Raw genomic sequence first — 21,266 nt, 5'->3', positions numbered from 1 at the left:
TGATGAAAGAGGGGCTTGCGGTCGGGTCCTTAGAGACCGGATCGCCGGGGTGAACTAAGAATGGCTTCACTGAAAGACATGCGGGTCCGCATCGCCTCCACCAAGGCGACGCAGAAGATCACCAAGGCCATGCAGATGGTCGCAGCCTCCAAGCTGCGCCGCGCGCAGACCGCCGCCGAAGCGGCGCGGCCCTACGCGGAAAAAATGGATGCGGTGATCTCCAACATCGCGACCGCAGCGGCGGGTTCACCCGGCGCGCCGGCGCTGCTGGCCGGTACCGGTAACGATCAGGTTCACCTGCTGCTGGTTTGCACCGGCGAGCGTGGTCTGTCGGGCGCGTTCAATTCCTCGATCGTGCGCCTGGCGCGCGAACGCGCGCTGTCGCTGACCGGCCAGGGCAAAGAGGTCAAGATCTTCTGCGTCGGCCGCAAGGGCTACGAGCAGCTCCGCCGCCAGTTCGACAAGCAGATCGTCGAACATCTCGACCTGAAATCGGTGCGTCAGCTCGGCTTCATCAATGCCGAAGATATCGCCAAGAAGGTCCTGGCGCGCTTCGATGCCGGCGAATTCGACGTCTGCACGCTGTTCTATTCGCGCTTCAAGTCCGTCATCTCGCAGATCCCGACCGCCCAGCAGATCATTCCGCTGGTGGTGGTGGAAGCGCCGGCCGCGAATGCCGGTCCGTCGACGTCCTACGAATATGAGCCGGAAGAAGACGAGATCCTGACGCGCCTGTTGCCGCGCAATCTCGCGGTGCAGATTTTCCGTGCGCTGCTGGAAAACAATGCTTCGTTCTACGGCGCGCAGATGAGCGCGATGGACAACGCCACGCGCAACGCCGGCGACATGATCCGCAAGCAGACCCTTATCTACAACCGCACCCGTCAGGCCCAGATCACCAAGGAGCTGATCGAAATCATCTCCGGCGCCGAGGCACTCTAGCCATTCGCGCGACACCCTGACGGACTTCCAGAGACAGAATTCGAAGGAGAGAGTTTTATGGCCGCAGCACCAGCAAACCAGACCGGACACATCACCCAGGTCATCGGCGCCGTCGTCGACGTGCAGTTCGAAGGGCATCTGCCCGCCATTCTGAACGCAATCGAAACCAAGAACGCCGGCAACCGCCTGGTGCTCGAAGTGGCGCAGCATCTCGGTGAATCCACGGTGCGTACCATCGCGATGGACACCACCGAAGGTCTGGTCCGCGGCCAGGAAGTCACCGACACCGGGGCGCCGATCCGCGTTCCCGTCGGCGCCGGCACGCTCGGCCGCATCATGAACGTGATCGGCGAGCCGATCGATGAAGCCGGCCCGATGGTGTCGGAAGGCCTGCGCCCGATCCATGCCGAAGCGCCGAGCTATACCGACCAGTCCACCGAAGCTGAAATTCTCGTTACCGGCATCAAGGTCGTCGACCTGCTCGCGCCTTACGCCAAGGGCGGCAAGATCGGCCTGTTCGGCGGCGCCGGCGTCGGCAAGACCGTGCTGATTCAGGAACTGATCAACAACGTCGCGAAGGCGCACGGCGGCTACTCGGTGTTCGCCGGCGTCGGCGAGCGTACCCGCGAAGGCAACGACCTCTATCACGAGTTCATCGAGTCCAAGGTCAACGCCGATCCGCACAATCCCGATCCGAACGTGAAGTCGAAATGCGCGCTGGTGTTCGGTCAGATGAACGAACCCCCGGGCGCCCGTGCCCGCGTCGGCCTCACCGGTCTGACCGTCGCCGAGCATTTCCGCGACCAGGGCCAGGACGTGCTGTTCTTCGTCGACAACATCTTCCGCTTCACCCAGGCAGGCTCCGAAGTGTCGGCGCTCTTGGGCCGTATTCCTTCGGCGGTGGGTTATCAGCCGACGCTCGCCACCGACATGGGCGCGCTGCAGGAGCGCATCACCACCACGCACAAGGGCTCGATCACTTCGGTGCAGGCGATCTACGTGCCGGCCGACGACTTGACCGACCCGGCGCCCGCGACCTCGTTCGCCCATTTGGACGCGACCACGGTGTTGAACCGCGCGATCTCGGAAAAGGGCATCTACCCCGCCGTGGATCCGCTCGACTCGACCTCGCGCATGTTGTCCCCGCTGGTCGTCGGCCAGGAGCACTACGAAACCGCGCGCATGGTTCAGCAGGTGTTGCAGCGCTACAAGTCGCTGCAGGACATCATCGCCATTCTCGGCATGGACGAATTGTCCGAAGAGGACAAGATCGCGGTTGCCCGCGCCCGCAAGATCGAGCGCTTCCTGTCGCAGCCGTTCCATGTCGCCGAAGTGTTCACCGGTTCGCCCGGCAAGTTCGTCGACCTCGCCGACACCATCAAGGGCTTCCGCGGCCTGTGTGAAGGCAAGTACGACCATCTGCCGGAAGCGGCGTTCTACATGGTCGGCAACATCGAAGAAGCTGTCGAGAAGGGCAAGAAGCTCGCGGCTGAAGCAGCTTAAGCTTTGATGTGTCATTGCCGGGCAAAAGCGCGAAGCGCGTCTTCGTACCAATGACCGGCAATCCATCTCTACAAAGTTTTTGCTGATGGACCCGCGGGTCAAGCCCGCGGGTGACAGCGGAAAGAACGGAAAGATCCATGGCCACCTTCCACTTCGATCTGGTCTCCCCCGAAAAACTCGCCTTCTCTGGCGAAGTCGATCAGGTTGACGTGCCCGGCGTCGAAGGCGATTTCGGCGTGTTGGCCGGCCATGCGCCGGTTGTGGCCGCGGTCCGTCCGGGCATCCTGACCATCACTTCCGGCGGCACGCATCAGAAGATCATCGTGCTCGGTGGCCTTGCCGAAGTGTCGGAGAAGGGCCTCACCGTGCTCGCCGACGTCGCCATCTCGACGCAGGAGCTCGACAGGACGCAGTTCGCCGAGACGATTGCCGAAATGGAAGCCAAGCTCGCCGAGAAGGAAGGCTCCGAGCTCGACCACGCCATCGAGCGGCTCGATCACTTCAAGAGCATCGAGCATCAGCTCAGCTCCACGGCGATGCACTAAGCCCCGGGGCACGGCGCCGGGGCGCAATGAAGGCCCCTGATAACACCAGCACTCGTCACACCGTGACGGGCGCTGAGCTTTTTGCAGCAGTATTTCTTTCGCGAGCTGCCCCGGCCGTGCCCGGAACCGCTCAGTTGCGCACTTCTGACGCATTTCTCTCTGATAACGCGAGCGCTCCAACCCGATCTAACGTCATCCCGATCTTGCATCGGATCTCAGCTCTGGCGTTTCATCCCGCGCAGCAAGGCCGGCAATCCGGCCAGATCTTTCAGGATGAAATCGGCGAGCGCGGCATCGGGCCAGCGAACATGGTTGCGACCCCAAGGCCCGCGTTCAAGTAAGGCGGTCTTCATGCCAAAATTCCGTGCCGGAATGACGTCGTTATCGAGACGGTCACCGACATAGAGCACTTCGGCTGGATCGAACTCGGACATTGCGCAGGTCTTGGCGAGCGTCTTGCGATAGAAATCGAGCGAAGGCTTGTCGACGCCGAGCTCCGCCGAGGTCGTGATCAATCTGGCCTCCAGCCCGAACGATTCGAGCGCCGCCTTGGCCGTGGGCGGTTGATTGCCGGCGATACCGACAAACCAGCCGTCATACGTCAGTTCGGACAGGCAGGGCCTGGCGTCGGCATAGAGATCGCGTGCTTCAATCCTGAAATCAGTTCCGCTTCGCTTGCGCTCGGCGGCGGCGGCACGGACGTCAAAACCCGGCCGCAGCCGCTCGAAGACCAGGCGGTAATTTTCGCCTTTGGCAATGATATCGTCGAGCACGGCCAGAAACTCGGCCCTATCGACGCCCATGGTGTCGGCCCAGCCGTGCAGCAGGCGCGTTTCGTCGATCAGCGTCTCGCCAACGTCGAAAAATACTGCGCGGATCGGCATCGGCATTTTCTTAAGTAGGCGTGGTTGCAAATCGTGCGAACGCCGTGGCGACGGCCATGTACACCTCGCGCCGGAACGGCACCACGAGATCGGCAACACGGTCGAGCCGTTCCCAGCGCCATTGGTCGAATTCGGCGGGCTGCCCGTTGCGCGGCGTCAACGGGTCGATCTCGTCGTCGCGCCCGGTGTAGCGCAGCGCGAACCATTTCTGCCGCTGGCCGCGGAACTTGGCGAGGCGATGCGAGGGCGGACCGTCATAGGGCGGAAACTCGTAACTCATCCAGTCGGTTTCACCGAGATGCTCGGCGCTGACTGCGCTGGTCTCCTCCCAGAGTTCGCGCATCACGGCATCACGCGGGTTCTCGTCAGCGTCGATGCCACCCTGCGGCATCTGCCATTCGAGACCGGGCAGGATGATCTCGGGTCCATCGTCGCGAAAGCGCCGGCCGATCAGCACCTGACCGGCGGCGTTGAACAAGGCGATCCCGACATTGGGACGGTAGGGTTTGTCTGACATGGCGGCTGTCATTCCGGGGCGCGCGCTCGCGCGAACCTCAGATGCGCAATGCGCATCGGGCAATCTCGAGATTCTCCGATGTGCACTTGCACCTCGTATTTCATGCTTCGCATGCCGCGGAATGACGTGTCGTTGCATGGACGATGAGATTCGTACGGCACCATACTAACCGCCCGCGAGGCCGGAAAATTCCTTCACCACGCGTTCATAGACCGGCCGCTTGAACGGCACGATCAGGTTCGGAAGATTCTTCATCGGCTCCCAGCGCCAACTGATGAATTCGGCCTTGTGGCCGCCGCCGGGGCTCGCGACATTGATCTCGCTATCCTTGCCGGTGAAGCGGACCGCAAACCATTTCTGGCGCTGCCCGCGGTAGCGGCCCTTCCAGGTACGGCCGGCCACGGTGCGCGGAATGTCGTAGATCAGCCAGTCGGCGACCTCGCCGAGTTTCTCCACCGATCGAACGCTGGTCTCCTCATAGAGCTCGCGCTTTGCCGCCGCCCAGGTGTCCTCGCCGGGATCGACGCCGCCTTGCGGCATCTGCCAGACGTGCGTTTCGTCGACGTGCTCAATACCTCCGGCGCGGCGACCGATGAAGACCAGCCCCGCCGCGTTGATCAGCATCATGCCGACGCATGTCCGGTAAGGCAGGTCTTCGTAGCGCGCCATTCCGTCAGGTTTCCTAACACACACAATTCGAGCGATCAGACGGGCACAATCCGGCAATGCCGGATCGGTGCCATCAGGTTGATCCCTAGCCTGATTTTGATTTCAGCATCGCCGTTGTCAATGGCACAAGCAGGATGCCGCGGTTCTCGAGCGTCTTGATCCAGGCGGCGATCCGCTCGATCGAAATCGGCAGGGCAGAGGCGACGCCGACGGCCAAGCCGCGTTCCTTGGCCAGGGTTTCGAGCTTGAGCAGCGTCCGGTCGATCTCGGCCGAGGTCGGCACGGCGTCGATGGTGAAATCGGCCTTGGTGAAGGGCATCGCCTGCCCCGCCGCCAATGCGGGGGCGGCGCTGCGCGGGGTGGAGCCGTCATCGAGATAGCCGAGGCCGCGCTTGGCCGCCTCGCGGATGATCGGCTGCATCACGGCGTCCGTCGCCACGAAGCGCGCGCCCATGAAGTTGGCGATCCCCGCATAGCCCTGGATCCGGCTCATATGCCAATACAGACGGTCGATATTCTGCTCGGGCGCCAGCGTCGTCAGCAGGGTCTGCGGGCCGGGATCGTTGTCGGGATAATCGAACGGCTCCATCGGGACCTGCAGCAGGATCTCGTGGCGTTGCGCCCGCGCGCGCTCGGCGAGTTTCGTCGGGTCTGCTCCATAGGGCGTGAACGCCAGCGTCACGGCGGGCGGCAACTTCATGATGGCATCAACCGTCTTGGCGGCGCCGACGCCGAGGCCTCCAACGACGATGGCGACAACGGGCATTTTGGCGGCCTTGGCGCGGTCGGCGTCGGCGGCATAGACCGTAAACGGCTTCAGGCCGTCGGCAACCACCGGGATCATGCCGTAGCGCGACTTCTCCAGCAGGCGCGGATCGATGCCGGCCATCGCGGTTGCGGGCGCTGTCTCCGCATCGTTCTTGTTGCCGGCATCGCCGCCGATCACGACGTCCTGCCGCTTGCCGCTGGATCCGTCGATGATGGTGACGGTCTTGTTCTCGCCGGCCGCAGCCTGTTTGGGCGCGGATTTCGCAGCCTGCTCGGCGGGACCGGACGCGGCCGCGATGGCTTTCTCGTCAGCCACGGGCGTCTTGCGCATGGCGACGTGCGCGACCGGCTCGCCGCCAAAGGGATTGTCCGTAAACAGGGCGATGGTGGCAAAGCCGACCAGGAACAGGCCGAGCAGCACGGCCAGCGCCTGCATCGCGGTGAACGGCAGCCGGAACCGGCGCTTCTTGCGCTTGGTTTCCTGTCCGAGCGGCGTGCTCAGCTCGTCGGCCGTTTCCGTCATGAACCTCCCCGAATCAACCACGCCGACGATACCACGATGGACCGGATTCGAGCGCTCGCGACCCGCTCAAAAGCCGTCCACCCCGGGATGGCGCGGGGGGAGTTGGGACCGGCAACAAAAAGGGCGGCCCGAAGGCCGCCCTTTTCACGGGAATTGACTTAGGTTCGATCAGACTTGGGTTCGATCAGTTAGCAGCCTTGGTGGCGGGCTTGTCGATCGCCGCCTTGTCGCCGGTCGCGGGCGCCGCGGTGGCGGTGGACTTGATGCCGTGCAGCAGGTCGGCCGCGGTCTTCAGCGCCTTGTCGTCCTTGGCGTCCGGCGGCACGTAGGATTGCGAGCCGGTCTTCTCGTCGCCGTCGTTCTTCAGATGGCCGCGGAGCGAGGCTTCGCCCTTGGTGTCGGTACGCGACTTCAGCTCGTCGGGGACGTCCTGCAGCACCTCGATATCGGGAACGATGCCTTTGGCCTGGATCGATTTGCCCGACGGCGTGTAATAGCGCGCGGTGGTCAGACGCAGCGCGCCGTTGCCGCTGCCGAGCGGGATGATGGTCTGGACCGAGCCCTTGCCGAACGAGCGGGTACCGATCAGCGTCGCGCGCTTGTGGTCCTGCAGCGCGCCCGCCACGATTTCGGAAGCGGAGGCGGAGCCACCGTTGATCAGCACGATCACCGGCTTGCCCTTTGTCAGGTCGCCGACATGCGCAGCGCGGCGCTGGGTTTCCTCGGCATTGCGGCCGCGGGTCGAGACGATCTCGCCGCGCTCGAGGAAGGTGTCGGAAACCGTCACCGCTTCCTCCAGCAAGCCGCCGGGATTGTTGCGCATGTCGATGATGAAGCCCTTCAGCTTGTCGGCGCCGATCTGATTCGTCAGATTGCCGATCTCGCGCTTGAGGCCCTCGGTGGTCTGTTCGTTGAAGGTCGTGATGCGGATATAGGCGATATCTTCGCTTTCGACGCGGGCGCGCACCGAACGGACGCGGATATTGTCGCGCACCAGCGTGACTTCGATCGGATTGTCCTGGCCCTTGCGGATGATCTTGAGCCGGATCTTGGTGTTGACCGGCCCGCGCATCTTCTCGACGGCCTGGTTGAGGGTGAGACCCTGCACGGCTTCGTCGTCGAGATTGGTGATGATGTCGTTGGCCATGATGCCGGCCTTCGACGCCGGCGTGTCGTCGATCGGGGACACGACCTTGATCAGGCCGTCTTCCATCGTGACTTCGATGCCGAGGCCGCCGAACTCACCGCGGGTCTGCACCTGCATGTCGCGGAAGCTCTTGGCGTCCATGTAGCTGGAATGCGGATCGAGACCGGCCAGCATGCCCGAGATGGCGGACTCGACCAGCTTGGAATCGTCTGGCTTCTCGACGTAGTCGCTGCGCACGCGCTCGAACACATCGCCGAACAGATTGAGCTGGCGATAGGTGTCCGAGGTCGCCGCACGCGCGACCGATCCCATCAGCACAGAACGAGGCTGCGTCACGAAGAGCGTCAATGCTGCGCCGGTGGCGGCGCTGAGGAGAATTACTGAAGTCTTGCGCATCATCCGCGAACCTTTTCGCCTTCACTTGCGGCCCACCATGGGCCTGGATCGATTGGAGTGCCGTCCTTACGGAACTCAACATAGAGCACGGGCTGACTCGCGGTGGTGGCGAGAATCGATGCAACCTGGGATGTCGATCCCATGGTCGCGACCGGCTCCCCCGTAAGTACAAACTGGCCGATGTTAACCGAAATGCGCTCCATCCCGGCGATCAGGACATGATACCCGCCACCGGCATTGAGGATCAAGAGTTGTCCGTAGCTGCGGAAGGGCCCGGCGTAGACAACCCAGCCGTCACACGGGGTTGTGACCTGGGCGCCGGCCCGGGCTGCCAAGGAAATGCCTTTTTCCACGCCACCCGCGCCGTCGGAACCGCCAAAATCGCGAATCTTGCGGCCATTGACCGGCAGGGCGAATAATCCCTTGGCGGAGGCAAAGGCGATCGCCGGGCTGAGCCGGGCAGGATCCTTCAGTGCCCCCAGATTGGGCTTGCCGCCGGGGGTCACCGGGGCCCCCTTCAGGCTGGCGGTGGCGGCCGCCTTGGCGGCGCTTTTCAGGTCCTGCTCCAGTTTGGCGATCAGGCCCTGCAAACTGTCGACCTGTTTGGACAGCGTGATGGCGCGGGCGCCTTCCGCTTCCATGTCCTTTTCGATCGCGCTCTGCTTGCGCTGGCGCTCCTCGACCAGCGCCGCGAGCCGGACCTGATCGTCTTTCAACTTGTCACGGTCGAGCGCCAGCGCATCGCGCTCGGTGGCGATGGTCTTGCGGAGCGCGACGAGTTCGCCGAGATCGTTGGCCAATCTTTCCGCGCGACCGCGGAGCTCGGGCACAACAGATCCGAGCAGCATGGCGGTGCGGAGCGATTGCAGCGCGTCTTCCGGGCGGACCAGCAGCGCCGGCGGAGTGCGCCGTCCGGCACGCTGCAGCGCCGCCAGCACCTCGATGATCTCGGCGCGGCGCGAGTCGAGGGAGCCGCGAATCTGCTGCTCACGGCTGTCGAGCGGACGCAGCCGCGCTTCGGCGTCGCCGATGCGCGTTTCCACGCCGCGCACCTGGGCGGCGATGTCGATCAGTTGGGCGTTGAGCTTGCTGCGATCCTGCCCGATCGCTGCGATATCGGCTTTAAGCTTCTGCTGCAGCTCGGCGGCCTTCTTCTGCTGCTCGCGCGCGGCTTCCAGTTCCTGCTCGCGTTCCTTGATCGCTTCGGGAGAAGGCGCGGCGGCTTGTTGGGCAGGCAATTGTTGGGCAGGCGATTGTTGGGATGGTGCCGGCTGTGCGGGCGCCGTCACCTGCGCGGCCGCCGGTGAAATCGAAAGACCCATCAGGCTTGCAGACAACAGCACGACGCAAAGCGGAACACGCGACGCCAACGGACCATCATGGCCGATGGCGTCAGGGCGTATTTGAATGTCCCGTGTTGTGTGCATCCAGTTATTCAGCGCTCTCTATTCACGCTACCGTGCCTAAGCGCGGTGATAGGGGTGGCCCGACAGAATCGTCGCGGCCCGGTAAATCTGTTCCAGAAGCATGACGCGGACCATTTGATGCGGCCATGTCGCCGAGCCGAACGCAATGCGCAGTTTGGCTCTGCGCTGCAAATCGGGCGAAAGTCCGTCCGCGCCGCCGATTGTGAAAATTGTGTTGGCGACCGCTTCGTCACGCCAGCGGCCGAGCTGCTGGGCGAAGCTTGCGCTGTCGATGCTCTTGCCGCGTTCGTCGAGCGCCACCAGCACGCATTTCTCCGGGATCAGCGCTGAAATCGCAGCCGCCTCTTCGGCGATCCGGGTCGCGGCGTCGCGCGCGCGGCTTTCCGGAATTTCATGAATCTCGAGGCCGCGAAAGCCGAGCTTGCGGCCGATGTCCTCGAAGCGCTCGCGATAGCGTTCGGCCAGTTCCCGCTCCGGGCCCTGTTTCAGCCGGCCGATTGAAACGACGACGATCTTCATTCAAAGCGTGCCGCGCCGAAAAAGCGTCAAATCGTTCACTCGCGCGCCAACGGCGCGCGCACGCGACATGCGCTGCAGCCGATTCGCATCGGCTTCACGAACTCAGATCGCCTCAGCCGCCGCCGGGTTTTGCGTCCACAACCTTTCCAGATTGTAGAATTCACGCACCTCGGGTCTGAATACGTGCACGACCACATCGCCGGAATCGATCAGCACCCAGTCGCAATTGGGCAAGCCCTCGACGTGAATGCCTTTGATGCCGGTTTCCTTCAGGGCCTTGGTGACGTTTTCCGCGATCGCGCCGACGTGCCGGTTGGCCCGGCCGGTGGTGACGATCATGTAGTCGGAAAAGGTAGATTTGCCGCGAAGGTCGATGGTGACCGTTTCTTCCGCCTTCATATCGTCGAGGCGGGAGAGGATCATATTCAGCGTCTTGTCGGCGTCGGGTTGCGCCTTCAAGGCCGCAGCTTTGGTCGATGTTTTGCGGGCGGTTTTTGCAGCAGGCTTTGCAGGAGTCGCCTTTGCAGCAGTCTTGGAAACCTTGGGCAAAACAGACTTGGACAATACAGATGTGGCCAGGGACCATTCCTTTCACTGTATCGCGAACGCCGAATCCTTGGCGCCCACGGGCTATATTAGGCATGTGGGGTTAACGGTTTCAATATTCCAGTGAGCCCCAAGGCCGACTTTCAAGGTTCACTTCGTCCTCCAGCTTCCGTCCGAGTTCCGAAGGCCGGTCGAAGACAGGTTCAGTTTCATGCCGGTGAGGAAAGCCCAGGCGGGGGTATGCTGATCCGCCAGCCGGGCGGCCTGATTCTCGGGCAGGCGGTAGCGCGCCAGCGCCTGGGCGGCAGGGGCGGCAAGCGCCCGGAAACTCTGTGGGGGGCGGTCGATCACAGCGATCGGCACCTCGGACGCGATGCGCCGCCAATCCTTCCAGCGATGGAACTGCGCAAGATTATCAGCGCCCATGATCCAGACAAAATGCACACCGGAGACGCGGCGCCGCAAATGGATGATCGTATCGACAGTGTATCTGACGCCAATGACAGCTTCGAGACAGCTGATATCGATGCGCGGATCGTCGGCGACCCTGCGCGCGGCATCGGCGCGTTCGGACAGGTCATGCAACCCGCCATTATCCTTCAGCGGATTGCCCGGTGTCAGCAGCCACCAGACGCGATCGAGCTTCAGACGCTTCAGCGCGAACTGGCTGATGGCGCGGTGCGCCGCGTGCGGCGGATTGAACGAGCCGCCGAGCAGGCCAACGCGCATGCCGTTGGTGTGGAACGGGATCGCTTGCGAAGCGGATTGCGGCGGCATCAATGCCGCCACTGCGCGCGCGGGGGTTTGCTCGAAAGCGTTGTTGGGGTCACGGCCGCGTCTGCCCGGTGCCGCGGACGCGATATTTGAAACTGGTCAGTTGCTCGGCGCCGACAGGGCCGCGGGCGTGGAATTTGCCGGTGGCTATGCCGATTTCGGCGCCGAAGCCGAATTCGCCGCCATCGGCGAATTGCGTCGATGCGTTGTGCAGCACGATCGCTGAGTCGACCTCGTTGAGGAATTTCTCGGCGGCATCGGCGTCCTCCGTCACGATCGCATCGGTGTGGTGCGAGCCGTGATTCCGGATATGCGCGATCGCGTCATCGAGCCCATCGACCACCTTTGCCGCGATGATCGCGTCCTCATATTCGGTGTCCCAGTCTTCGTCGGACGCAGGTTTCACTCTGCTGTCGACGCGCTGCACGGCGGCGTCGCCGCGCACTTCACAGCCGGCATCGATCAGCATTTCGACCAGCGGCTTGAGGCTGACAGACGCGCCGGCGCGATCGACCAGCAAGGTCTCGGCGGCCCCGCAAACGCCGGGGCGGCGCATCTTGGCATTGAGCACGATCGACTTCGCCATTTCGAGCTTGGCGGTGTGATCGACATAGACGTGATTGACGCCTTCGAGATGCGCGAACACCGGCACGCGCGCTTCGGCTTCGACGCGCGCGACCAGGCTCTTGCCGCCGCGCGGCACGATCACGTCGACGCCGCCGTTCAAGCCGGTCAGCAGCAAGCCGACGGCCGCACGATCACGGGTCGGCACCAGTGTGATCGCGGCCTCGGGCAGACCGGCTTCGCGAAGACCCTGCACCAGGCAATCATGGATGGCGCGGCAGGAACGGAAACTGTCGGAGCCGCCGCGCAGGATCACGGCATTGCCGGATTTCAGACACAGCACGCCGGCGTCGGCGGCGACGTTGGGGCGGCTTTCAAAGATCACGGCGATGACGCCGAGCGGCACCCGCACGCGCTCGATGGTCATGCCGTTGGGGCGCTGCCAGCTTTCGGTGACGGCGCCGATCGGATCGGCAATCCCACGCACGGTCGCGACACCCTCGGCCATCGCCTCGACCCGGGCCGGCGTCAGCGTCAGGCGATCGATGAAGGCCGAGGTCGCGCCCCCGCTGCGCACTTCCGCGACGTCCTCGGCATTGGCGGCGAGGATATCAGGCGCATGGCTGCGGATCGCGGATGCGATAGCGTCGAGCGCCCGGTTTTTCTGTTCGGGCGAGGCGAGCGCCAGCACCCGCGCAGCAGCGCGCGCGCGGGAAGCGAGTTCGGTCATCAAAGCGGGTAAATCGGCGTTGCCGTCGATGGCTTTCAGCGGCGCAGTCATGGTGGTCCCAGGTAGACGTCAGGTATCAGGTTAAGGCCATGTCGTAGCACGGAAATCCCGCATTTGCGAGGTACGGAACCGGCATGGGGGCTCGCAGTACGGGCCGGGGTCGCTCGGCCAATGGCCTATTTGGCCGGAATGGCCCCGGCAGGCCCCACCACCAGGTCGTCGCGGTGGATCATCTCAGCCCGGCCGCTGATGCCCAGAATGGCCATTACATCCGGCGAGGAGCGGCCTTTGATCTTTTCGGCGTCCTCGGCGTCGTAGGCGACGAGGCCGCGGCCGATCTCATGGGTATCCGGGCCGCGCACCACCACGGCGTCGCCGCGGGCGAACTGGCCGTCGATCCGGATCACGCCGGCCGGCAACAGGCTTTTTCCCGCGCGCAACGCGGTGACCGCACCGGCGTCGATGGTCAGCGTGCCCTTTGGCTCCAGCGATCCCGCGATCCAGCGTTTTCGCGCCGTGACGGGATTGGCCGGCGTCAGGAACCAGGTGCAGCGGCCGCCGTCGGCGATGGCTTTGAGGGGGTGTTCGATCTTGCCCGACGCGATCAGCATGTGCGTCCCGGCGGTGGTCGCGATCTTCGCGGCCTCGATCTTGGTGTACATGCCGCCGCGCGACAGTTCGGATTCGGCGGCCCCCGCCATCGCCTCGATCTCCGAGGTGACGGATTCCACGATCGGAATCAGTTTGGCGTTGGGATTGGCGCTGGGCGGCGCGTCGTAGAGGCCGTCGATGTCGGACAGCAGGATCAGCAGATCGGCGCTCGCCATGGTGGCGACGCGCGCGGCGAGACGGTCATTGTCGCCATAGCGGATTTCGTTGGTGGCAACCGTGTCGTTCTCGTTGATCACGGGCACCGCGCGCCATTCCAGCAGTTTGGCGATGGTAGAGCGGGCATTGAGGTAGCGCCGGCGCTCCTCGGTGTCCTGCAGCGTCACCAGAATTTGCCCGGCCCCGATGCCGTGATGGCCGAGCACTTCCGACCAGATTCGCGCCAGCGCGATCTGTCCGACCGCCGCCGCGCCCTGGCTTTCCTCCAGTTTTAACGGCCCGCGCGGCAGCTTGAGGCGGCTGCGTCCGAGCGCAATCGAGCCCGACGAAACCACCAACACGTCGCGGCCCTGGCCATGCAGCTTGGCGATATCGGCGGCCAGCGCTGATAGCCAGGACGAGCGCACCTCGCCGGCGTCTGAATCGATCAGCAGCGACGAGCCGACCTTGACGACGATACGGCGAAAATTCTTGAGCGCGGGGCGGGCCATGGATCAGGTCTTCGAACGCTATGGAAGGGGGCTGTTTTGCAGCAGGACGGGGGCCGGTGCAAGCGACCCGGCACCGTATGAGCTATGTTTCAATGGTGGCCGCAGTCTGGTGTAATGGGGCAAATATTGCGGGGGGAAGATAAATGGATCGTCGGTCGTTTTTGGCGGGATGTGCTGGACTGTCATGGGCCGTGCGCTCAGGCGAGGCATTTGGCCAGTCCGGCCCGCTGACGAAGATCATCTTCCCGTTTGCCGCCGGCGGCAGCGGCGATGCGCTGTGCCGCCTGGTCGCGCAATATCTCGGGCCTGCGCTCGATCGCAACGTGATTGTCGAGAGCCGTACGGGGGGCGACGGGTTGATCGGTATCCGGGCAGTGAAGGGCGCGAGCCCCGACGGCGCCACCATTCTCGTAACCACCGGTCCCACCATGTATCTGCTACCGATGGTCGAGACCGCGCCAAGCTTCGATGCGGCGAAAGATTTCGTGCCCGTATCGCAACTTGTTCGCTTCGAGTTTGCCATCGCGGCGAGCTCCGCGATTGGTGTCAAGGATTTCAAGGAACTGGTGGCCTGGCTGAAGGCAAACCCTGCGAAGGCGACCTATGGCGTGCCGGGCAGCGGCAACATCCCGCATTTCACCGGTTGGCAGCTCGAGCAGGTGCTCGGCCTTTCGATGACCAAGGTGCCGTACCGCGGCTCCGCGTTAATCGTGAACGACCTGATTGGCGGCCATTTACCGTTCGGTATCACGACAGTGTCAGATGCGATCGCGCAGCATCGCGACGGGGGACTAAAGATCGTTGCGATTGCCAGTGCCACGCGCTCGTCGTTCTTGCCGGACATTCCGACACTGAAGGAAAGCGGCGTCGATCTGGTGGCCGATGCCTGGTACGGCATGTGGCTGCCGGCGGGCAGCCCGCCCGACTTCGCGAAAAAGGTCAGCGCCGCGGTTGCGGAGGTGCTGACGAAGCCGGACGTGAAGGAGAAGCTGCTCGCGATAATGCTGATCCCGGTCGGCTCGACACCGGAGGAATTGACGCAAAGGCTCGCCGCCGACACCGCATTCTGGCAGCCGATCGTGAAGGCAACCGGCTACAAGATCACAAATTGAGGTCTGCGACCGACGCGTATGGATATCGGCCCGAGGACTCGTTCAGGGGCCTACCCTCACTTCGCTCCGGCCTTTTCCAGGATGGCCACCATCTCGCGATAGCCGCGATCTCGCGCGAGCTTGAGCGGTGTCGATCCACTGCCGTCGGGAATATTGATGTCGGCGCCGGCCTCGACCAGGGCGCGCAGCGTCTCGGTGTGGTTCCTGCCGCCGTCGCCGAGCACGATGGATTCGATCAGCGCGGTCCATTTCAGATTGTTGACGTGATCCAGCGGTGCCTTCGCGTCGATCAGCATTCGCACCACTTCAGCATGGCCAAGATGAGCTGCCGCGATCAGGGCCGTGCCGTCGTAGCGGCTGGTGACGGCCTTTGGGTTGCCCCCGCCCTCGATCGCGATTCGGAGCATCGGCAAATCGTTGGCGACCGCCGCGAACGTGATGATGTCGTAACGGTCGGCTTCAAGCTTGTTCGGATCGGCGCCAAGCCGGATCAGGGCGCGCGCGGCATCGTGCTTTTTCAGGTAGACCGCGACGTGCAGCGGCGTTCGTTGCCGGCTGTCGACTGCTTCCTTGTTTTCATTTGAGGCGATGCGCTGTTCGATCCCGGCGACGTCGCCGCGGGCGGCTGCGGCATGCAGGCCGCTATAGGCACGCACTTCCGTCTCGGTCGGGGCAATCTGGGCAGAGGCGGGCAGGACGCTCGCGAGCGCTAGAAGCAGAGCGGCGAGGACATGCTGCATGAGGGGCTCCGTCCGCTATCGCGCGGCGATCCGCGCGCGGATCGCGGCCAATTCCGCTTCGTCCCAGATGCCGATCAGGACGCCGTTCTTGACCTGAAGCTGGTTCTCCGCGTAGGCGGCGATCTTCGCGTTCGGCGTGGTGATGTGCATCTTGGGATGCAGCGCCCAGTCGAACAGCGCCGCTTGCAGCCGCGCGATCACGTCAGCGCATGAGGGGTCTTCGCCGCGATCGACGAATTCCTGCGGGTCGCTTTCGAGGTCGTAGAGCATCGGGCGGAAGCCTGAGGCCTGAACATATTTCCAGCGGCCGTCGAACGCCATGAACAGGCGGCATTGCTCGATCGGCTGGTTCAGCTTCAGCCGAACGTCCTGCATGCAGTAGTCATATTCTGAAAATACCACCTTGCGCCAATCGGCGGGTGCTGCGCCGTGCAGCAGCGGCATCAGGGAGCGGCCTTCGAGAATATGATCCGGCGCCTCGCCGCCGAAATATTCGATGAAGGTCGGCGCCAGATCGATCGCCTCGACCAGCGCGTCGCTGACAGTGCCGCGCGTCGCGTCGGCCTCGCGTGACGGATCGATCACGATCAGCGGAATTTTGGCGGATTGATCGTGGAACAGATCCTTCTCGCCCATCCAGTGGTCGCCGAGATAGTCGCCATGGTCCGAGGTGAACACGATCATCGTGGTGTCGAGCAGGCCGCGGCTCTCCAGGAACTGCATCAGCACGCCCATCTGGTCGTCGATCTGCTTGATCAGGCCCATATAGGTCGGGATGACTTTTTCCCGCGCCTCGTCACGCGCCATGTTGCGGGAGTAGCGCATGTCCATATAGGCGGCGAACACCGGATGGGCTTCCTGGCGCTCCTTCTCCGAACGAACCGCCGGCAAGATGTCGGCGGCGCTGTACATGCTGGCGTAGGGCTCGGGGGCGATATATGGCCAATGCGGCTTGATATAGGACAGATGCAGGCACCAGGGACGTCCGTCCGTTTCGGCTTCCGTGATGAAATCCATCGCGCGGCGCGTCATGTAAGGTGTCTCGGAATGTTCTTCCGGGACGCGCGCGGCCTTGTCTGCGTGCACCAACAGCCAGCCATTCTGCAGCGAGCCGTCGTCATCCGCGCCTGAATTGGCCCAATGTTCCCAGGGATTGGTGGCCTCATAGCCCTGCTCACGCAGATAATTGTCGTAACGCGGGCGGGGCCGGTTGTCGGGATGCAGACCGTCGTCGCGTTCATAGGGCTCAAAACCGCATTCCGACACATGCACACCGATGATGGAATCCGGTGCGATCCCGAGCGCCTTCAGGCCTTCGATGTCAGGCGCCATATGGGTCTTGCCGACCAGCACGTTGCGGACGCCGATCTTGTTCAGGTGATCGCCGAGCGTGGGCTCGCCCACCCGCAGCGGCCAGCCGTTCCAGTGCGAGCCGTGCGAGCGCATGTAGCGGCCGGTGTAGAACGACATGCGCGAGGGGCCGCAGATCGGTGACTGCACATAGGCTTTTGAAAAGCGCACGCCGCGTTTCGCCATCGCATCGATGTTCGGCGTGGTCAGCGTTGGGTGGCCGGTACAGCCCAAATAATCATAGCGAAGCTGATCGCACATGATCCAGAGGACGTTCTTGGGCTGCGGCATGCTTCACACAGGGTACGATTCCAATCGTCCGATGCTGCAATATCGAACGACCGATTGCAAACCGCCTTGAGCCGCAAACTTCAGCCCTGCGGCGTCGCCGGGGTCCAGGGCTCGGCCTGTGCCGCGCCGCCCTTGGCCTTCAGCGAAACCGGGGCCTCGCCGATCACCTCGACCAGCGCCTTCAGGGCTTCCGGCATGCCTTCGCCGGTCACCGCCGAGATCAGCAGCGGCGTCTTCTTTGCCGCGCGCTTCAGCCGGTCCTTTTGCTTCTTCAGCTCGTCCGGCGTCACGGCATCGATCTTGTTGAGCGCGACGATCTCGATCTTCTCGGCGAGATGTCCCTCATAGGCATCGAGCTCGGTGCGGACCGTCTTGTAGGCCTTGCCGGCATGTTCGCAGGTCGCATCGATCAGATGCAGCAGCACGCGGCAGCGCTCGACATGGCCCAAGAATCTGTCGCCGAGGCCGGCGCCTTCATGCGCGCCCTCGATCAGGCCCGGAATATCCGCCAGCACGAATTCACGGCCCTGCGCATTCACGACGCCGAGCTGCGGATGCAATGTGGTGAAGGGATAGTCCGCGATCTTTGGTTTTGCGGCGCTGACGACCGAGAGGAAGGTCGACTTGCCGGCATTGGGCAGGCCGACGAGACCGGCATCCGCGATCAGCTTCAGCCGCAGCCAGATCCAGCGTTCCTCGCCTTCCTGGCCGGGATTGGCGTTGCGCGGTGCGCGGTTGGTGGAGGATTTGAAATGCGCATTGCCGAAGCCGCCATTGCCGCCTTCGGCCAGCACGAATTTTTCGCCGAGCGTCGTGAAGTCGTGGATCAGGGTCTCGCGATCTTCATCGAAGATCTGCGTGCCGACCGGCACCTTGAGCACGATCGACTTGCCGTTGGCGCCATGGCGGTCCTTGCCCATGCCATTGGTGCCCTTCTGCGCCTTGAAGTGCTGCTGATAGCGATAGTCGATCAGCGTGTTCAGACCGTCGACCACTTCGATGACGACATCGCCGCCGCGGCCGCCATTGCCGCCGGAAGGGCCGCCAAACTCGATGAACTTCTCGCGGCGGAACGCCACGCAGCCGTTGCCGCCGTCGCCGGAGCGGATATAGACCTTTGCTTCGTCAAGGAATTTCATAATGGCTTCTATGGTGTTTTCGAGCGAATTGGGCAGCGGATCGCGATGCAATCAAGTTTACGCAGATTGCGTCGACTTATCTGCGGTAAACGCGTCAAACGAGCGCTGGAGCCTCGTTCCGATCAATCGGTGCAGAATAGGTACTAGGTAAGGCAGGGGGGCCGCTGCGGCAACCCTCAAGCCATCAAACATTGGCGAAAAGCCTTAATTTTCGGGCCATTTTGAGGCCTTGGGCGATATTCCGGACCCTCAGGCGTGATATCGCGCCAACCAGCTCACATCGGGGCGTGGGGTGATCGAATGAGACGCAATCAGGTCGGCCGCTTGCGGATCAAAAACTTCTGCATGCCCTCGAGCACCAGCTCCTTGCGCTGATTGAACACGCTCGAGCGCAGCGTCACCACGCCGGTGGTGCGGCCGGGGACCAGTTCGGTTACTTCAAGCGCGGGATAGATGGTATCGCCGGCATAGACTGGCTTGAGGAACCGACTCGACTGCTCGAGAAATCCGATCAGCGACTCCTCGACAATGTAAGGAAACAGCCCGGCGCCCGGCGCGGTGTGAACCAGGGTCTGGAATCCATGTGCGAGCAGGTCCGGCATGCCGCGGCTGCGGCAATATTCGACATCGTAGTGGATCGGGTGGGTATCGCCGCTCGCGGTCTGGAACGCGGCAAACACGGCCGAGGTCTGGGTTCGGCTCGGGATCACGTAGCGCTCGCCGAGCTTGAAATCCTCGAACCAGCGCTGTTCGCTGACCATGCGGTGCAATGCGGGATCGAAGTCGGTCATGGCGGGTTCCTGCCGATTTAGTTGGCGGGGATACCGGTAGCGCAGCGATCAAGCTGCGACAATTGGTTCATTCGGCTGCTGCGAGTCGGGCCCCTACTTTGCATGGGGTTGTTTTCGCGATTTTGCGTCTGGGTCCTGCGGTGTAGCGCTGATGCTCTGGACATCCGCGGCGTCTACGTCTTTAAAACATCGCAGCAACAAAAAAGACGTGGGTGGCCGGGCCTTAGCGTAAAGACGCGCTTCGCACTTTTGTCCGGCCATGTCGGGAAACGCCGAATTCATCGATGAGCCTCTTCGCAAAACCATCCACCTATGACGAGCGTTCCGCGCGGCTGGCCGGCATCGGATTGATGCTGCTGTCGATCTTCATGTTCTCGTTCGGCGACGCGCTCGGCAAGTTCATGGTCGCGACCTATTCGGTCGGGCAATTGCTGTGGCTGCGCGCCTGCGCGGCGCTCCTGGTGCTGCTGCCGATCATATGGAAGCAGCGCGCCGAATTCACGCGCCTGGAACGGCCCTGGCTGCAATTGCTCCGGGTAACGCTCTCCACGCTGGAAGTTGCCGCCTTCTTTATCGCGACCGTCTATCTGCCGCTCGCCGACGTCATCACCTATTATCTGGCGGCGCCGATTTTCGTCACGGCGCTGTCCGGGCTGGTGCTGGGCGAGCGCGTCGGCTGGCGGCGCTGGACCGCCATTCTGATCGGTTTCGCCGGCGTATTGATCGCGCTGCGGCCGTCGGCACAGACCGTGAGCTGGCCCGCAATGATCGCGCTCGCCGGCAGCTTTTCATTCGCGTTGCTGATGCTGATCACGCGCTCGCTGCGGGCGACGCCGGATATCGTGCTGGCGTCATCGCAATTCGCCGGCACCTTCCTGCTCGGCGCGGTGATGTCGCCGTTTGGTTGGGTGACGCCGTCGCCCGGCAGCCTCGGCCTGTTTGCCGCGGCGGGCATTATTTCGGTGTGCGCGCTGCTATGCGTCAACCGCTCACTGAAACTGGCGCCGGCCAGCGTCGTGGTGCCCTATCAATATTCGATGATCGTGTGGGCGGTGATCTTCGGCTTCGTGGTGTGGGGGGACGTGCCGTCACCGGCGACCATCGTAGGTGCCGCGATCATCATTGGCGCCGGACTTTACATCTTCCTGCGCGAGCAGAAGCTGGGGCGTGAGGAGACGGTGGTTAATCCGCCGGCGTAAGAGGCGCGAAACAAATACTGCTGTCGTCCCGGCCTTGAGCCGGGACCCATAGCCACCGATGTCAACTTTGCGAAGGCTGGAGCGACATCCGGCTGAACAACAGACGACCGGGATTATGGGTCCCCGCTTTCGCGGGGACGACATTTGTTGTTGTTGTGGCACGAGCCACCGCTACCGCCGCGTCGAAGTGCCCCAATTCTTCAGCGACGACCAGACGCTGCGCGACAGACGAAAACGATCGACCGGGGTCGACGATCCCAGCGCCTCGAAGCGATGCAGCTCGACGCCGCTCCACTGGAAGCCGCATTTCTCCAGGATGTTGCGCGAGGAGGGGTTGGCGACGCGGGCGCCTGATATCAGGTGCTCGGCATCGAATTCCTCGAAGTGAAAATCGATCACCGCGCGCGCAGCTTCGGTGCCAAAGCCCTGGCCCCAATGCTCGACGCCAAGCCAATAGCCGAGTTCCGGTGCGTCCTGCTCGCGCCAGTCGATGCCGACCATGCCGAGCGGCGAATGGTTGTTCTCGATCAGGAACACGGTCGCGCGGCCACCGCCGGCCAACGCGCGCACGAATTCGACGGCGTGATCCCTTGAGTACGGATGCGGCAGGCGGCGGGTGTTTTCCGCAATGCGGCGATCGTTGGCGAGGTACGCAATCGCTTTTACGTCCGCGAGCGTCGGCCGGCGCAAGGTCAGCCGCTCGGTCTCGAGGACGCATGGACTCGCTTCACGCAATGTCGGGGTCGGGATGTCCTGCAACATGTCGGGCTCCTGAAATGCGAAAACATACGCAAACAAAAAGGGAGGCCGGTTTCCCGCCTCCCCTTGGAGCCTTATTTGACTCCGCCGGTTCAACAGGACCCGGCGGACT

The 21,266-nt window shown here is 63.3% G+C and carries 21 protein-coding genes; 5 read left to right on the top strand and 16 right to left on the bottom strand.

From position 1 onward, the window contains the following. Nucleotides 1-60: 60 nt before the first annotated feature. From JQ567_RS00725 to JQ567_RS00715, 3 genes are all read left to right on the top strand, one after another. Nucleotides 61-942: a F0F1 ATP synthase subunit gamma gene (locus JQ567_RS00725; protein WP_212437027.1), complete on the top strand. Its 882-nt coding sequence runs from the start codon at nt 61-63 to the stop codon at nt 940-942. 57 nt (nt 943-999) lie between these two features. Beyond that, a complete protein-coding gene (gene atpD, locus JQ567_RS00720) occupies nt 1,000-2,445 on the top strand; it encodes a F0F1 ATP synthase subunit beta (RefSeq protein WP_212204177.1) in 1,446 nt (481 codons plus the stop codon). Between the two features lie 137 nt (nt 2,446-2,582). Further along, nucleotides 2,583-2,990 carry a F0F1 ATP synthase subunit epsilon gene (locus JQ567_RS00715; protein WP_212437026.1) on the top strand — a complete coding sequence of 136 codons (408 nt, stop codon included), beginning with the start codon at nt 2,583-2,585 and terminating at the stop codon, nt 2,988-2,990. A 215-nt stretch (nt 2,991-3,205) separates the two neighbouring features. Here JQ567_RS00715 and JQ567_RS00710 read toward each other — a convergent pair whose 3' ends face one another. The 11 genes from JQ567_RS00710 to proB form a co-directional block, all read right to left on the bottom strand. Further along, on the bottom strand, nt 3,206-3,874 hold the full coding sequence (locus JQ567_RS00710) for an HAD family hydrolase (protein WP_212437025.1): 669 nt from the start codon (nt 3,872-3,874) through the stop codon (nt 3,206-3,208). Nucleotides 3,875-3,884: 10 nt separating this feature from the next. Further along, nucleotides 3,885-4,391: an RNA pyrophosphohydrolase gene (locus tag JQ567_RS00705; RefSeq protein ID WP_212437024.1), complete on the bottom strand. Its 507-nt coding sequence runs from the start codon at nt 4,389-4,391 to the stop codon at nt 3,885-3,887. A 165-nt stretch (nt 4,392-4,556) separates the two neighbouring features. Then, on the bottom strand, nt 4,557-5,060 hold the full coding sequence (locus tag JQ567_RS00700) for an RNA pyrophosphohydrolase (protein WP_212437023.1): 504 nt from the start codon (nt 5,058-5,060) through the stop codon (nt 4,557-4,559). Between the two features lie 85 nt (nt 5,061-5,145). Beyond that, the gene (locus JQ567_RS00695; RefSeq protein WP_212437022.1) at nt 5,146-6,351 is read right to left on the bottom strand and encodes a divergent polysaccharide deacetylase family protein; all 1,206 of its coding nucleotides are present in this window, start codon (nt 6,349-6,351) and stop codon (nt 5,146-5,148) included. A gap of 184 nt (nt 6,352-6,535) precedes the next feature. Further along, a complete protein-coding gene (locus JQ567_RS00690) occupies nt 6,536-7,897 on the bottom strand; it encodes a S41 family peptidase (RefSeq protein WP_212267728.1) in 1,362 nt (453 codons plus the stop codon). Further along, the gene (locus JQ567_RS00685; RefSeq protein ID WP_212437185.1) at nt 7,894-9,216 is read right to left on the bottom strand and encodes a murein hydrolase activator EnvC; all 1,323 of its coding nucleotides are present in this window, start codon (nt 9,214-9,216) and stop codon (nt 7,894-7,896) included. The genes JQ567_RS00690 and JQ567_RS00685 overlap by 4 nt, the downstream gene beginning before the upstream one ends. A gap of 141 nt (nt 9,217-9,357) precedes the next feature. Next, nucleotides 9,358-9,840 carry a 23S rRNA (pseudouridine(1915)-N(3))-methyltransferase RlmH gene (gene rlmH, locus JQ567_RS00680; protein WP_212437021.1) on the bottom strand — a complete coding sequence of 161 codons (483 nt, stop codon included), beginning with the start codon at nt 9,838-9,840 and terminating at the stop codon, nt 9,358-9,360. A gap of 102 nt (nt 9,841-9,942) precedes the next feature. Further along, nucleotides 9,943-10,299: a ribosome silencing factor gene (gene rsfS / locus JQ567_RS00675; RefSeq protein ID WP_212437020.1), complete on the bottom strand. Its 357-nt coding sequence runs from the start codon at nt 10,297-10,299 to the stop codon at nt 9,943-9,945. A 237-nt stretch (nt 10,300-10,536) separates the two neighbouring features. Beyond that, nucleotides 10,537-11,163, bottom strand: coding sequence for a nicotinate-nucleotide adenylyltransferase (locus tag JQ567_RS00670; RefSeq protein ID WP_212437019.1), 627 nt, complete (start codon nt 11,161-11,163; stop codon nt 10,537-10,539). A 49-nt stretch (nt 11,164-11,212) separates the two neighbouring features. Continuing rightward, complete coding sequence (locus tag JQ567_RS00665) at nt 11,213-12,505, bottom strand: glutamate-5-semialdehyde dehydrogenase (protein WP_212437018.1); 1,293 nt, start codon at nt 12,503-12,505, stop codon at nt 11,213-11,215. Nucleotides 12,506-12,630: 125 nt separating this feature from the next. Next, entirely contained in the window at nt 12,631-13,773 is a 1,143-nt protein-coding gene (proB, locus tag JQ567_RS00660; RefSeq protein ID WP_212437017.1) for a glutamate 5-kinase, read from the bottom strand. A 143-nt stretch (nt 13,774-13,916) separates the two neighbouring features. On the opposite strand from proB, the gene JQ567_RS00655 reads away from it, so the two are divergent. Continuing rightward, the gene (locus JQ567_RS00655; protein WP_212437016.1) at nt 13,917-14,885 is read left to right on the top strand and encodes a Bug family tripartite tricarboxylate transporter substrate binding protein; all 969 of its coding nucleotides are present in this window, start codon (nt 13,917-13,919) and stop codon (nt 14,883-14,885) included. A gap of 56 nt (nt 14,886-14,941) precedes the next feature. Here JQ567_RS00655 and JQ567_RS00650 read toward each other — a convergent pair whose 3' ends face one another. The 4 genes from JQ567_RS00650 to JQ567_RS00635 all read right to left on the bottom strand — a co-directional run bounded on the left by JQ567_RS00650 (nt 14,942) and on the right by JQ567_RS00635 (nt 19,196). Continuing rightward, nucleotides 14,942-15,625 (bottom strand): ankyrin repeat domain-containing protein, encoded by a 684-nt coding sequence (locus tag JQ567_RS00650; protein WP_212437015.1) that lies wholly within the window; start codon nt 15,623-15,625, stop codon nt 14,942-14,944. A 15-nt stretch (nt 15,626-15,640) separates the two neighbouring features. Beyond that, entirely contained in the window at nt 15,641-17,266 is a 1,626-nt protein-coding gene (locus JQ567_RS00645; protein ID WP_212437014.1) for an alkaline phosphatase family protein, read from the bottom strand. Nucleotides 17,267-17,346: 80 nt separating this feature from the next. Next, nucleotides 17,347-18,405 carry a GTPase ObgE gene (gene obgE, locus JQ567_RS00640; RefSeq protein WP_212204199.1) on the bottom strand — a complete coding sequence of 353 codons (1,059 nt, stop codon included), beginning with the start codon at nt 18,403-18,405 and terminating at the stop codon, nt 17,347-17,349. 311 nt (nt 18,406-18,716) lie between these two features. After that, nucleotides 18,717-19,196, bottom strand: coding sequence for a MaoC family dehydratase (locus tag JQ567_RS00635; RefSeq protein ID WP_212437013.1), 480 nt, complete (start codon nt 19,194-19,196; stop codon nt 18,717-18,719). A gap of 284 nt (nt 19,197-19,480) precedes the next feature. Between JQ567_RS00635 and JQ567_RS00630 the strand changes: the two genes are divergently transcribed. Continuing rightward, the gene (locus JQ567_RS00630; RefSeq protein ID WP_212437012.1) at nt 19,481-20,395 is read left to right on the top strand and encodes a DMT family transporter; all 915 of its coding nucleotides are present in this window, start codon (nt 19,481-19,483) and stop codon (nt 20,393-20,395) included. A 171-nt stretch (nt 20,396-20,566) separates the two neighbouring features. On the opposite strand, the gene JQ567_RS00625 is transcribed toward JQ567_RS00630, so the two are convergent. Further along, nucleotides 20,567-21,157 carry a GNAT family N-acetyltransferase gene (locus JQ567_RS00625; protein WP_212437011.1) on the bottom strand — a complete coding sequence of 197 codons (591 nt, stop codon included), beginning with the start codon at nt 21,155-21,157 and terminating at the stop codon, nt 20,567-20,569. Between the last annotated feature and the right edge of the window lie 109 nt (nt 21,158-21,266).

Source organism: Bradyrhizobium sp. AUGA SZCCT0431, from assembly GCF_018131065.1.
GTDB lineage: Bacteria > Pseudomonadota > Alphaproteobacteria > Rhizobiales > Xanthobacteraceae > Bradyrhizobium.
This window is presented reverse-complemented; position numbering and strand designations above follow the sequence as displayed.